Here is a 13,554-nt window from a genome sequence, read left to right on the forward strand (position 1 = left end):
CGGCCACGCCGGAGACGATGCGCAGCTGCGGGCGCACCACCCAGTCCTGCAGCGCGCGCACCTCGTTGGGGTCCATGCCGGGCGGCGCCTCGACGATGTAGCGGAACACTTCGCCCACGGCCGTCGTTAGCGGTGCCAGGCCCGGTTGCAGGCCAGTCGGCAGGGTCACGTTCTGCAGCTTTTCCAGCACTTGCTGGCGGGCGAAATAGTCGTCCGTACCGTCGGCGAAGGTCAGCGTCACCACGGACAGGCCGCTGATGGTGACGGAACGGAGCTGCGTCTGGTGCGGCACGCCGCTCATTTCCCGTTCGATCGGCAAGGTGACGGCCCGCTCCACCTCCTCCGGCGCCTGGCCCGGATATTGGGTCACAATCTGCACCTGCACGTCCTGCACGTCGGGGAAGGCTTCGATAGGCAGGTTGTTGAACGCGCGGATGCCGAAGGCGGCCAGCGCCGCCGTCAGGATCAGCACGAACACGCGCTGGGCCAGCACGAAGTCGATCAGCTTATTGAGCATGCGCCGCCACCTCGGCGTTCAGCAGGAACGCGCCTTCCGTCACCACCCGCTCGCCGCCCGTCAGGCCGGCGTCGGCGTAGCTGGTGTCGTGGCCGCGCAAGGCGATGCCGACGCGGCGCTTCTGGAACGTGCCCGGGTGAACCTCCACGTACACATATTCATAGCGCCCTTCCACGAACAGGCTGCTGTTGGGCAGTTGCACGGCCTTGTGGGCGCCATCGCGCGCCAGGAACGACACGCGGGCGAACATTTCCGGCTTCAGGCGCAGGTCGGCGTTATCCACCGCGCAGCGCACCTGGATGCGGTGGGTGATCGGGTCCAGCGTCTGCCCTACCCGCTCCACCCTGGCTGGAAATTGCACGCCCGGGTAGGCGTCCGTCTCCAGCGCCACGTCCTGACCGGCGGCGATCGCGCCGGCGCCCCGTTCGGGTACATCCACCACCAGCCACAGGTGGCGCAAGTCCGTCACCACGAACAGGGGGTTGGGCAGGTCGGGCCGCACTTCCTGACCCGGATTCAGTTGGCGCTCGGCCACCACGCCATCGATCGGCGCGCGCAGGCCGAAGTCGCCGTCGTCGCGGGGGCCGGCATTCAGGTTAGACAGGCGCTGGGCCGCGCGGCGCGTCTCGGCGCTGGCCTGGGCCAGGTCGGCCTGGGCCGACTCGTAATCCTTGCGCGCCAAGACTTCGCCGCCAAACAGGGCTTGGGCGCGCTCATAGGCCATGCGCTTGCGGCCCTCGTCGGCCTGGGCCTTGCGCCAGTCCGCCTGCGCCGTGGCCAGGTCGGGCGCGTCCAGCGATGCCAGCACGGCGCCACGGCGCACGCTGTCACCCGGTTCGGCCCGCAGCGCCGTCACGCGGCCGGCGATGGGCGAGCTGACGCGGGCCGTGCGGTTTTCATCGTAGGTGAGGCGGCCGTTGACCGGCTCGGCCACCGGCAAGGCGCCGGCCGCCAGCGCGCTGACCTTGAGCGAGGACCACTGGGGCGCATTGGCGTCGAAGCTGATGCTGTCGGGGACGGGCTTAGGGGCGGCCGACGGGGCGGATGTAACGGCGTGCGGCGCCTGCGAGGCATGCACAAAATGAATGCTGGCGCCCAGCGCGGCCAACACGGCCAGCGCGGCGGCGGCCCGCTTGAAAGATACTTGAGTACTCATGTTATTTTCCCTCCGAGACGGCCGCCTGCAAGGCCGCCACTGATTTTGCGTAGTCTGCGCGAGCGGCCAGCGCGTCCAGCTGGGCGCTGCGATAGGTGCGCCGCACATCCAGTAAATCCATGATGCCCAGCGCGCCACGCTGGAATGCGAATTCGGCCGCGTCAGCCGACTTGCCGGCCGCAGGCAGCAACTGCTCGTCGTCGAGGCGCAGCTTCTGGCCGGCCGTGCGTACCTGTTCCAGGCTCAGTTCCAGTTCGGCCCGGGCACGCTGGCGCACTTGCTGCAAGCGTTGTTGGGCGCTCTCGAGCGCGACGTCGGCGGCCCGCCACTCGCCCTGGTAGGCGTAGCGCACTTGCAGCGGGATTTGCAGGGCGATGCCGAAGCTGTTGCCGCTGCCCTGGGGATTGGCGGCGCTGGTCGGGTAATGTTCGGCCTGCACCCCGACTGTCACGTCGGCGTTGCGCGCGGCCAGCGCCAGCTTGCGGCCAACTTCGGCCGCCGCCACCCGCGCCTGCGCCGCCACCACGTCGGGCCGGCGGGCCAGTGCCGCTTGCAGCGCGTCCTCTTCGGCCGCCAGCAATTCGGACTCGGAGCGCACGGCCGGCCACGCGTCCGCCACTTGCAGGCGCGCCGCCTGTTCCGGCTGGCCGATCACCATGGCCAACGCTTGGCGCGCCGCGTAGCGCTCGGCCCCGGCCTGGGCCGCGTCATTGTGGGCGCGCAGCGCGTCCACCCGCACCCGCGCCACGTCGGCCGGCGCCAGGTCGCCGGCCTTGAGGCGCTTGCGGGCCGCTTCCACCGTCAGATCGAACAGGCGCGCGCTGTCGTCCATGATGACAAGCCGGTCTTCAGCCGCCAGCAAGTCGTAATAAGCCTGGCTCACTTGCAGCAGCACCTGGCGCCGCATGTCGCGCGCGTCCTGCACGCTGGCCGTGGCCAGGCTGGCCGCGTTGGCCACACGCAGCTGGCGCTTGCCGCCACGCTCGATCAACTGGTCGACCCGGATCGCGCTGTCGACGGTCTTGTCGCGCAGCGCGCCGGCGCCCACGCCCGCATGGGGGTTGATATTGAAGCTTTGCAGGGTAAGCGTGGGGTTGGGCGCGGCGCCGGCTACCGTGACGGCGGCGTCGGCGCTGGCCGCGTCCAGCGTGGCCAGGCGCAGGTCGATGTTATGGGCCAGCGCCAGCGCGGCGGCCTGGCGCAAGTCCAGCGCCTGGGCGCGCACGCCTTGCGGCGCCCCTGCCAGCGAGAGGGCCAGCAGCGGCGCCCACAGCGCGGCCGGCAGCCGGGCCAGCGGCGCGCGCGCGGCGGGCTTGGAATGAGCTTGGTGAGTCATGGTTGCGGCAATCGGTAGCGGGCGTCCGCCACACGGGCGGCGCCCCGGTGGTTCGGTGGCGAACGGGGTCAGGCCGCCGGCGGCGGCATCACGCGCGAGATGCGCGACAGCTTGCCCTGGTCGCAATCCTGCGGCCACAGTTCGACCCTGTCGCCCAGCTTGACGGGCATATCGCCGGGCAGCTCGCCCACTTCCACCATCATGCGGCGCGAATGGCGGTAGTCGATGCGTACAAAACGGTGCCGAGCCAGTTCCTCGGCCGGCACGCCGGCCAGGCAGCGCGGCAGCTCGCTGCGCGGAGTGCTGGCGTCGTAGAAGCCGGAAATCCAGCCGTGGCGGGCGCCGTTCTGCCAGTCCACGTCATGCGCGGCTGGCAGCGGTGCGCACGCGGCGCACGCGACAGTCGCGGCCAAGGCCAGTAAGGTGAAGGGGGTGGTGTTCATGTCTGCTCCGCGTAAAGCGCCGGCTGCGGCCGGCGCACACTCGCCACCCGGTACGGCGGCGCGGACAGATGGTACGGGGCCGCACATTACCGCAACCTTGCGCGGACATTACAAATTGGTAAGGTGGCGCACGGCACCGACGCACCTTAGGTGGCGGACTTCAGGCCGATGGATGCTGACGACAGGATGCCGGACGCTTGCATCGGGCGGTGGGGATAGAGCAACACCGGTCAGGCGGCGGCCGGCAGCACGATGCGCGCCAGCAGGCCCGGTTGATGGTCGGCCAATTCCAGCGCACCGCCATGCAAGGCGGCCGTGGCCTGCACGATGGACAGACCCAAGCCATTGCCGGGCAGATTGCGGCTCTGGTCGAGCCGGTAAAAGCGCTCAGTCACCCGGCCCCTTTCCCCGGCCGGTATGCCGGGGCCATTGTCGCCCACGGCAATGGCCAGCTTGCCCTCACGCGAGCTGGTACTGAGCACAATGGCCGCGCCCTGCCCCGCGTACTTGAGCGCGTTGTCGAGCAGGCTGGCCACGGCGCTGGCCAGCAGGTTACGGTCACCCAGTACCACGGCCCGCGGCGCCAGCGCCAGCGACAAGCGGGCGCCCACATCCTCCGCGCTCGCTTCATACATCTCGGCCAGGTCTTCGGCTACGCGGTTCAGGTCCACGTTCTCGAACAGACGCGCACGCACGCCCGATTCGGCCTCGGCGATCTGCAGCAAGCGCTCGAACAGGCGGATCAGGTCATCGATGTCATCGATCGCATCGCGGGCCGCGCCTTCCAGCGCGCCGGCGTCGCGCGCGTGGCGCAGCGCGTCCTCCAGTTTGCCGCGTATCCGGCCCAGCGGCGTGCGCAGGTCGTGGGCGATGGCGTCGGACACATGGCGCACGCCATCCATCAGCAATTCAATGTGGTCCAGCATGCGGTTGATGTCGCCGTTGAGACGGGCGAATTCATCGTCACCGCGCACGGGAATGCGGCGGCTCAGGTCACCGGCTTCGATCTGCTCAGCCGTGCGACGGATCGCGCCCAACCGGCTCTCGATCTGCCCCCGGAACAGCAACGCGCCGAGCACCGTAAACAGTAGCGACAGCACGGCGCCCGATGCCAGCGCGCGCCATACCAGCGCCCGAATGGCCTCCTGCTCGCTCAAATCGCGCCCCACAATCAGCAGCGAACCATCGGGCAGCAGGCGGCGGTGCAGGCGGGCCGGGGTGATGCGGCCATCGCGCACCACGTCGGCGCTTTGCAGCGCGCCCTCGAAGCGCCCCGGCCACGCGCTCAGGTTGCCGGCCAGGACGCGCCCATCGCCACGCTGCAGCAGGAAGATCTCGCGGTCGCTGTCGATGCCGTCGCTGAGCTGGCGCCGCACTTCGATGGCCAGCGCGGCGCTGCTGCGCTCACCACCCGAGGCCAGCAGCCGGTCCGACAGCGCGATGATGCGGCCGTCGATATTCTGGTCCAGCACGCCGATGGTGCCGACGTAAAACACGGCCGACACGGCCACCATCGACACCATGCCCAGCACACCGTAACCAAGCACCAGCTTGGCGGCGATCGAATCGCGCAGTTTAAGCATGGCCCGCATCCGGTGGGCGGGCCGACAGGCAGTAGCCGACGCCGCGCAGCGTGTGGATCAACGCGCTAGGGAAATCCTTGTCGATCTTGGTGCGCAGGCGGCTGATCTGGACGTCGATCACATTGGTCTGCGGGTCGAAATGGTAATCCCACACGGCTTCCAGCAGCATGGTGCGGGTCACCACCTGGCCCTCGTGGCGCATCAGGTATTCCAGCAGCCGGTATTCGCGCGGCTGCAGCGCGATGGCATGACCGCCGCGGCTGGCGCGCATGGCGCGCATGTCCAGCGTCAGGTCGGCCACCTGCAACTGGGCGCTGTCCTGGCCCGGCACGGCACGCCGCAGCAGCGCCTCGATGCGGGCCAGCAGCTCGGAAAAGGCGAACGGCTTGGACAGGTAATCGTCCGCCCCGCCCCGCAGGCCTGACACGCGCTGCTCGATGTTGGTGAGCGCGCTGACGATGATGACGGGCGTCTGCTTGCCCAGCGCGCGCAAGCGCTCGACGATGGCCAGGCCGTCTATCCCGCCCGGCAGCATGCGGTCCATGACGATGATGTCCCATTCGGCGCCGATCGCGTAATCCAGCCCTTCCTGCCCGGTGGCGCAGGCCGTGACCGTATAGCCGGCCTCGCGCAAGCCCTTGCAGATGTAGCGCGCGGTGTCGGTTTCGTCTTCAATGACCAGGCAATGCAACGGCGCCTCCATAATGCGTCAAGTGTAATTCACTGGGATCCCGGGCCGGTTTGACCCCGATGCGGGAAATCATACAACATCGGGCACGCCAGCAGAACCGGCGCGGCCAGTGCCGCCGACGTCCGGCCGCGTGGTTCAGGACCAGGCGTCCAACTCCCCATCCGTGAAGCCGGCCTGGCGGCGCGCGTCCCGGTTGAACGGGCCGCGCATGGGCGGCGCCTTGTAGCGCACCAGCAGTTCCCCATACGTGGTGACCGGGTCCACGCCCCGTTGCCGGCACAGGTGGCCATACCAGCGGTTGCCGATGTCCACGTGGCCGATCTCGTCGCGCAGGATGATGTCCAGGATGCCCGCCGCCGCCAGATCGCCGGCCTGGGCCAGCTTGGCCCGCAGCGGCGGAATCGCGTCCAGCCCCCGCGCCTCCAGCGTGCGCGGCACCAGCGCCATGCGGGCCAGCGGGTCGCCGCAAGTCTTTTCGACCATTTCCCACAGGCTCGCGTGGGCGGTGAAATCCCCGTAGACGTGGCCCAGGGTGCCCAGGTGGCCCGCCAGCAGCGCGTAATGGATCGCCTCCTCGCGCGCCACGCGCAGCCAGTCCGTGTAGTACTGTTCCGGCAGACCGGGAAAGCGCCACAGCGCGTCCAGCGCCAGGTTGACGGCGTTGAATTCGATGTGGGCCAGCGCGTGGATCAGCATGGCGCGTCCTTCCAGCGTCGCCATCGAACGGCGGCCCACGAGGCGCGGCGGCACCAGCTCGGGACGCGCCGGGCGGCCGGGGACGCCGGCTGGCGCCTCCAGGGCCGCATGCGTATCGAGCGTGCAGGCGCCATCGACGTAGGCTGTCGCCATCGCGGCCACGGCGGCCACCTTGGCCTGCGGATCGCACTCCAGCAGGCAGCGCAACGCCCACACGCGTAGTTCATTTGGCAAGGCCATGCTTCATCCCGATCGCAGAAAAGGGCGCAGTGTATCAAACCACCTCGGGGTCGGTGTCGACATGCGTACACGAACCGCGCTGAATACCGGCGGCACTGGTGTATGAATGTTGGCGCTGACCCCGGCGGCAGTTATCATGTCAGGTTGCAGTTGAAACCGGTATCGCGTTGTTCATACATTAAGGATATTGTTGTGCAAATTTCTACCTCTATTCGTCTCGCGGCGCTGGCCGGTGCGCTGGCGCTGGGCTTGAATGCCCATGCGGAAAGCTTCGCTTCGTCGGCCTCCAGCGCCGGTTCCGCTTCCAGCGGCAGCATCTCCACTTCGCTGGGCGACTCCAGCAACAGTTCGTCCGGCGGCCATAAGGTGGCCGATGGCGCCTATCGCATCATCGATATCGCCAACACCCCACAGCGCGAAGGCATGGCCCGCGTGACCATGCAGGGCGAGCTGCCAACGCAGCGCGTGGTGCTCGACCTGCCACGCAAGACCTTCGAGCAGCAGCGCCTGGACAAGGGTGATTTCATCTACGCGCAAAACCGCAGCTACGGCATCGCCTTCGCCCGCAACGATACGCGCGAAGCGTTTTACCTGGTGCTGGCCGACGACTGGTACGGCGAACTGGCGGCCCGTCCCGTCGGCATCTGAGCTTGCGCCGCGCACTCACACGGCTGGCCGCTTGCGCGGCGCTGGCCTGCGCGTGCGCTGGTGCCGCGCAGGCCGCCGGCCTGTCGGGCGCCTCGCGCTTTTGCGACAGCCCGCATGAATTGAACGCGACGGAGCAGGACCACCTGCTGCGTTTCGCCGCCGTGGTACGGGAAGAACTCGATGCCAGCGCCGGCAGCGTGGCCCTGGTCAGCCGATCGGGCCTGGACTTGTCGCGCTTTGGCATCCGCTATTCCCATGCGGCGCTGGCGTGGCGCGCGCAGCCGGCCGACAGTGTTGAGGAACTGAATGCCGGCGCCTGGTCCGCCCGCCAACTGTATTACGCCTGCGACGAAAGCCGTCCCCGCATCTATGATCAGGGGCTGGCCGGCTTCGCCATGGGCACGGACGATCCGGCCCTGGGCTACATTTCGCTGCTGCGCTTACCGGCCGCCGCCAGCCCTCCCCTGCAGGCGGCCCTGCTGGATAACCCGCGCGCCCTGCACTTGCTGGCGCAACGCTACAGCGCCAACGCCTATGCCTACGGGCTGGCCTACCAAAACTGCAACCAATGGCTGGTGGAGATGCTGGCCGTGGCCTGGGCCGGCATGGCGGACGGGGACGACTTGCGCGCGCGCGCCCAGGACTGGCTGCGCGCCCAAGGCTACGCGCCCGAGCCGGTGGACGTGGGCTCGCGCCTGCTGATGCTGGCGCCATACTTTATCCCGCTGCTCAACCTCGACGACCACCCCGCGCCGGACCGCGATGCCATGCGGCTGCAAGTGAGCCTGCCGGCCGGTATCGAAACCTTCATGCGCCGGCGCCTGCCCGGCAGCGAGCGGGTGGAAATCTGCCACGACGACAAGCAGGTAGTGGTGCACCGCGGCTGGAGCCCGGTGGCCGACGGCTGCGTGCCAGGCCCGGACGACCGCGTCGTACCCTTCGACTAAGGCGCTTCGCCGTTCGATCAAGGTGGCGCCCTACACGACTGAGGTGGCGCCATTCGATCGAAGCGGCAGGCCGCGCGACAGACGCTGCGCGCCATCACTGTCCGGCCGGTGAGGCGCCCTGCCCCGCCTGTGCCAGCAGCCAGCGCCGGAACTGTTCGACCGGCGGCTTCTCATGCGCGCTGGCCGGCGTGATCAGGTAATAGGCGCGCGCGCCGCCCAGCGGCCGGTCGCACACCAGTTGCAGTTCGCCCCGCGCCAGTTCCGATTCCACCAGCATGGCCGGCAGCAACGCCACCCCCAACCCATGCGTGGCCGCCGTGGCCAGCATGGAGAACAATTCATAGCGCGGCCCCTGCATGGCCTGCTCCGCGCTCACATCCATCGCCTCGAACCACTGCCGCCAAGCCTCGGGGCGGGTGCTTTGCTGCAGCAGCGGCAAACCGGCGATATCGCGCGGGGTCCAGCGCTTGCTCCCCGCCAGCAGGCGCGGGCTGGCCACTGGCACCACCGTCTCGTGCATCAGCAGCACGGCGCGCGTGCCGGGCCAGTTGGCGATCTGCTCGGCGCTGCCGGCAAACAGCGCCGCGTCATATTCGGCCTCGCTGAACATGAAGGGCCGGGTCTGGGCGTCGATGTGGACCGTGATATCTGGATGCACGCGCTGCATATCCTGCAATCGAGGCAGCAGCCAGCGGGTGGCGAAGGTGGGCACCGAGGCGAGGCGTACCACGCCGCCGCTGCCCTGGCGCGCCATGGTATCGAGCGTATCGCGTTCCAGCCCGGCCAGCCGCAGCGCCACCTGCTGCGCATAGGCCGCGCCGGCCGGCGTGAGCGCCACCCCGTGGCGGGTGCGCTGGAACAGCCGCACCCCGAGAAAACTCTCCAGGCTGGCCACCTGGCGCGACACGGCGCCCTGGGTCAGCGCCAGTTCGCGCGCCGCGTGGGTGTAGCTTTCGTGCCGCGCGGCGGCCTCGAAACAGGTCAGCGATTGCAGCATGGGGATTTTTCTAGTCATGTCTGGGCAGCGTGGTTACAGGGTTCAAGGGGCGACAACGGCATCAGTATGCCTCAAGATATGAGCGTCATGCATATCTGAGTGCGAATAAATCGTTTGCGCCCGTGCCCGGCCACTACTAAGATAGTGCCATCCGATTCGACGCCGGACCTGCACCGGCCTACCCCACCTGGAGACAAACATGAGCAAAGCCGCATTTCACTGGGATTCCCCCTTCCTCCTGGACGAACAACTGACCGCCGACGAACGCGCCGTGCGCGACGCCGCCCGCGAATACAGCCAGGGCAAGCTGGCGCCGCGCGTACTGGAAGCGTTCCGCCACGAGAAGACCGATCCCGCCATCTTCCGTGAAATGGGCGAACTGGGCCTGCTGGGCGTGACCATCCCCGAAGCCTACGGCGGCGCCGGCATGAACTACGTGTGCTACGGCCTGGCGGCGCGTGAAGTGGAGCGCGTGGACTCCGGCTACCGCTCCATGATGAGCGTGCAGTCGTCGCTGGTGATGGTGCCCATCAACGAATTCGGCTCGGAAGCGACCAAACAGAAATACCTGCCCAAGCTGGCCACCGGTGAATTGATCGGCTGCTTCGGCCTGACCGAACCGAACCACGGCTCCGACCCAGGCAGCATGATCACCCGCGCCCGCAAGGTGGCCGGCGGCTACGAGCTGACCGGCGCCAAGATGTGGATCACCAACAGCCCGATCGCCGACGTGTTCGTCGTGTGGGCCAAGGACGATGAAGGCGCGATCCGCGGCTTCGTGCTGGAAAAAGGCTGGAAGGGCCTGAGCGCGCCCGCCATCCACGGCAAGATGGGCCTGCGCGCCAGCATCACGGGCGAGATCGTGATGGACGCCGTGTTCTGCCCCGAAGAGAATGCCTTCCCCGACGTGCGCGGCCTGAAAGGTCCGTTCACCTGCCTGAACAGCGCCCGCTACGGCATCGCCTGGGGCGCGCTGGGCGCGGCCGAGGACTGCTTCGAACGGGCCCGCCAATATACGATGGACCGCACCCAGTTCGGCCGTCCGCTGGCCGCCAACCAGCTGATCCAGAAAAAGCTGGCCGACATGCTGACGGAAATCGCGCTGGGCCTGCAATCGTGCCTGCGCCTGGGCCGCATGAAGGATGAAGGCACGGCCGCCGTGGAACTGACCTCGATCATGAAGCGCAACAGCTGCGGCAAGTCGCTCGACATCGCCCGTATGGCGCGCGACATGATGGGTGGGAATGGCATCAGCGACGAATTCGGCGTGGTGCGCCACCTGGTCAACCTGGAAGTGGTCAACACCTACGAAGGCACGCACGATGTGCACGCGCTGATCATCGGCCGCGCCATCACCGGCCTGGCCGCCTTCTCCTAAGTCCATGGAGGCGACCGCACAACGGGCCGCGCCGCTGCGCGGCATCAAGGTACTGGACTTGTCGCGCGTACTGGCCGGCCCGCTGGCCGGACAGGTGCTGGGCGACTTGGGGGCGGACGTGGTCAAGGTGGAACGCCCCGGCCAAGGCGACGACACCCGCTCGTGGGGCCCGCCCTACCTGAACAACGCCAGCGGCGAGCATCGCGACGCCGCCGCCTACTTCCTGTGCGCCAACCGCAACAAGCGCTCCGTCACCATCGACATGGCGCGGCCGGAAGGCCAGGCCTTGATCCGCCGGTTGGCCATGGAGGCGGACGTGGTGCTGGAAAACTTCAAGCTGGGCGGGCTGGCCCGCTACGGCCTGGACGCCCCCACCCTGCTGGCCCTCAATCCGCGCCTGGTGTATTGCTCGATCACGGGCTTTGGCCAGGATGGTCCTTACGCGGCACGCGCCGGCTATGACTTCCTGATCCAGGGCATGGGCGGTTTGATGAGCGTCACCGGCGCGGCCGAGGGTGAGCCGGGCGCCGGTCCGCAAAAAGTGGGCGTGGCCCTGACGGACGTGATGACGGGACTGTACGCGGCCATCGCCATCCAGGCCGCGCTGGCCGAACGGACCCGCTCCGGGCTGGGCCAGCACGTCGATCTGGCGCTGCTGGACGTGCAGATCGCGGGGCTGGCCAACCAGGCGTCGAACTACCTGGCCGGCGGCGTGCTGCCGGGCCGGATGGGCAACAGCCACCCCAACATCGTGCCCTACCAGGACTTCCCCACGGCCGACGGCGACATGATCCTCGCCATCGGCAACGATGGCCAGTTCGCCAAGTTCTGCGCCGTGGCCGGGCATCCGGAATGGTCGAAAGACGAGCGCTTCGCCACCAACCCGCAGCGGGTGGCCAATCGCGTGGTGCTGATACGGCAGCTGCGGCAAGTGACGATCACGCGCGACACGGCCGACTGGATCGCTGCGCTGGAAGCGGCCGGCGTGCCGTGCGGGCCGATCAACCGCATCGACCAGGTGTTCGCCGACCCGCACGTGCAGGCGCGCGGCTTGCGCATCAACGTCGAGCATCCCACGCTGGGTGAAGTACCACTGGTGGCCAACCCCATGCGCCTGGCCGCCTCGCCCGTCGCCTACCGGCTGGCGCCGCCCACGCTGGGCCAGCACACGGATGAAGTGCTGCGCGAGTGGTTGCAACTGGACGATGCCCAACTAGGCGCGTTACGTCAGCAAGCGATACTCTAGGCGCGTGTAAACCTGCACAATACGCCGCCGGCCACCGCGCCGGCGGTGACGGAGATCGTGGGCCTCATTTAGTAGGCATCATTTAGTGGGTATCATTTCGCGGCCGGAGGAACCGACATGACGTAGCCCATGTGCTCCTCCCAACCATTGAGACAAGTCTGATAGTCGCCGGGCAGGCATTTCTCTTCGCTGCGCCGCTTGAGCGCAAAAATGTGGCCTCGGGGAACGCCTGCCTTGTTATAGGCGAGAAAATCCGTGCTCGAATCGCCATACGCATAGGCGATATTCCAGCCTTGATTTTGATAGGCTAGCAAGATCGTTTCCTTGTAGCCGGCAGGATCGTCACGCTCCTGGCTCGTCTGAGCTGGATGCAACAAGCCAGCGGGAAAATGGTTATCGACCAGCCACGCGGGGAGTCCGCCCTGGGCGATGGGCCAGCGGGTGGTGACATACGCGACCGAGTAACCTTTGTCCACGTAAGCCTGCAGCGCTTGTGCCGCACCGGGTCGCACCTCGTTGGTCGCCATGACGTCGGGCGTCAGCGTCCCGTCTATGTCAACCACGACCAGCTTGTCCTGTCCAGGTGGGGGGGCCGGAATCGGCGCTTGGGGAAGCTGCGCACACGAAGCCAATAGCGCCGATACCAGTAGCGGTAACAGGATACGCATCTTGTTCTCCTGGATGAGATGACGCACGAGATGAGGTCCAACGCGTTACAGATCGCAAATCCCGAATATGGCGAGGTGATACACCATCTTGCATTAACATCAATGATGACACAAAACCCGTCTGCCGCCCAGCTCAAACCGCAAGGTCAGCCCCACCTCAAGTTGAACGGCGCGTCAAACGGTGTTCTGTGTACGGAGATACTTAGATATCGATATGCACGAATACACGCCGGATGTCCAAATGACCGGAATCTCAAGTAGGGAGTAAATCCAGCCGGTGTCACCTCTTTCGGTATAGGTTAACGTAACCAGCGGAATCATAATGCAGAAGAATAGAACAAACGGGATAGGGTTCACTCTTGGAAGGCAAGCTCTGGCTGCAAAAACGACCATGGGCAAGAGATAAATGCCCAATTGCTGTGCTGCCGAGCTGAGGACACTGTATGCGTTCCTGTTATACCAGAAGGAAGCCCAGACAATTGGCGCGGACAAGATTACCAACGCTGACAGGTAGAAAATTCTCGTTGTTTGAGCTTGGTTCATAAAAATTCCTGATGTGTATAGTAAACGGATGCCAGGGCACATAGGGTAGCCTGGCGGTCAGTGTCCGAACTATTCCGAACCACGCTGGGTATTTTTGTAAGTACTCGGTCCAGGCCGATTGTGCGCCGCCACAGCCGTGCCGTCCTTGGCCAACTGATGGACCGTTACTGGCCGATTGTACGTATCCACGCCGTCGGCACCACCCTGATTTTATTCTTTCTTTTTCATCAGACCGGCCAATGAGGCAAACGGATTATGCGTTGCCGGCGCGACCTCGGCCAATTTCAGACTAAGTCCCCGGTCGGCCTCAAGATAACGCGAGTGTTCGTTATCGTGGCAATAAAGGCACAGCAATTCCCAGTTGCTGCCATCAGGCGGATTGTTGTCGTGATTGTGGTCACGATGGTGCACTGTAAGTTGCGACACATTGGTATGCGTGAATTCGCGCTCACGCGTGGCTGACAC

General features: G+C 66.7%; 14 protein-coding genes. 4 read left to right on the plus strand and 10 right to left on the minus strand.

Features of this window, described 5'->3' with window-relative positions:
• The 7 genes from H3H39_RS16350 to H3H39_RS16380 form a co-directional block, all read right to left on the minus strand.
• Positions 1-517 (minus strand): efflux RND transporter permease subunit (locus H3H39_RS16350; RefSeq protein WP_182154470.1); only part of this gene is annotated, 517 nt, incomplete at its 3' end.
• On the minus strand, positions 507-1,673 hold the full coding sequence (locus tag H3H39_RS16355; protein WP_182154471.1) for an efflux RND transporter periplasmic adaptor subunit: 1,167 nt from the start codon (positions 1,671-1,673) through the stop codon (positions 507-509). The genes H3H39_RS16355 and H3H39_RS16350, both read right to left, overlap by 11 nt.
• 1 nt (position 1,674) lies before the next feature.
• Positions 1,675-3,009 carry a TolC family protein gene (locus H3H39_RS16360; protein ID WP_182154472.1) on the minus strand — a complete coding sequence of 445 codons (1,335 nt, stop codon included), beginning with the start codon at positions 3,007-3,009 and terminating at the stop codon, positions 1,675-1,677.
• Between the two features lie 68 nt (positions 3,010-3,077).
• Complete coding sequence (locus tag H3H39_RS16365; protein ID WP_182154473.1) at positions 3,078-3,452, minus strand: hypothetical protein; 375 nt, start codon at positions 3,450-3,452, stop codon at positions 3,078-3,080.
• 230 nt (positions 3,453-3,682) lie between these two features.
• Complete coding sequence (locus H3H39_RS16370; RefSeq protein WP_182154474.1) at positions 3,683-5,035, minus strand: sensor histidine kinase; 1,353 nt, start codon at positions 5,033-5,035, stop codon at positions 3,683-3,685.
• Positions 5,028-5,726, minus strand: coding sequence for a response regulator transcription factor (locus H3H39_RS16375; protein WP_220461574.1), 699 nt, complete (start codon positions 5,724-5,726; stop codon positions 5,028-5,030). Before H3H39_RS16375 ends, H3H39_RS16370 begins: the two co-directional genes overlap by 8 nt.
• Before the next feature lie 135 nt (positions 5,727-5,861).
• Positions 5,862-6,662: a ferritin-like domain-containing protein gene (locus tag H3H39_RS16380; RefSeq protein WP_182154476.1), complete on the minus strand. Its 801-nt coding sequence runs from the start codon at positions 6,660-6,662 to the stop codon at positions 5,862-5,864.
• 192 nt (positions 6,663-6,854) lie between these two features.
• Between H3H39_RS16380 and H3H39_RS16385 the strand changes: the two genes are divergently transcribed.
• Entirely contained in the window at positions 6,855-7,310 is a 456-nt protein-coding gene (locus tag H3H39_RS16385) for a hypothetical protein (RefSeq protein WP_182154477.1), read from the plus strand.
• Positions 7,307-8,257: a DUF2145 domain-containing protein gene (locus H3H39_RS16390; protein ID WP_182155015.1), complete on the plus strand. Its 951-nt coding sequence runs from the start codon at positions 7,307-7,309 to the stop codon at positions 8,255-8,257. Before H3H39_RS16385 ends, H3H39_RS16390 begins: the two co-directional genes overlap by 4 nt.
• A 94-nt stretch (positions 8,258-8,351) precedes the next feature.
• On the opposite strand, the gene H3H39_RS16395 is transcribed toward H3H39_RS16390, so the two are convergent.
• Positions 8,352-9,272, minus strand: a complete 921-nt coding sequence (locus tag H3H39_RS16395) for a LysR substrate-binding domain-containing protein (protein ID WP_182154478.1) — start codon at positions 9,270-9,272, stop codon at positions 8,352-8,354.
• Between the two features lie 181 nt (positions 9,273-9,453).
• On the opposite strand from H3H39_RS16395, the gene H3H39_RS16400 reads away from it, so the two are divergent.
• Positions 9,454-10,632, plus strand: coding sequence for an acyl-CoA dehydrogenase (locus H3H39_RS16400; protein WP_182154479.1), 1,179 nt, complete (start codon positions 9,454-9,456; stop codon positions 10,630-10,632).
• Positions 10,633-10,636: 4 nt separating this feature from the next.
• Positions 10,637-11,878 (plus strand): CaiB/BaiF CoA transferase family protein, encoded by a 1,242-nt coding sequence (locus H3H39_RS16405; protein WP_182154480.1) that lies wholly within the window; start codon positions 10,637-10,639, stop codon positions 11,876-11,878.
• A 92-nt stretch (positions 11,879-11,970) separates the two neighbouring features.
• Here H3H39_RS16405 and H3H39_RS16410 read toward each other — a convergent pair whose 3' ends face one another.
• A complete protein-coding gene (locus H3H39_RS16410) occupies positions 11,971-12,546 on the minus strand; it encodes an LNS2 domain-containing protein (protein WP_182154481.1) in 576 nt (191 codons plus the stop codon).
• Positions 12,547-13,299: 753 nt separating this feature from the next.
• On the minus strand, positions 13,300-13,554 hold the full coding sequence (locus H3H39_RS16415; RefSeq protein WP_311196934.1) for a YajD family HNH nuclease: 255 nt from the start codon (positions 13,552-13,554) through the stop codon (positions 13,300-13,302).

Origin of the sequence: Rugamonas apoptosis (assembly GCF_014042355.1) — a bacterium.
GTDB lineage: Bacteria > Pseudomonadota > Gammaproteobacteria > Burkholderiales > Burkholderiaceae_D > Rugamonas > Rugamonas apoptosis.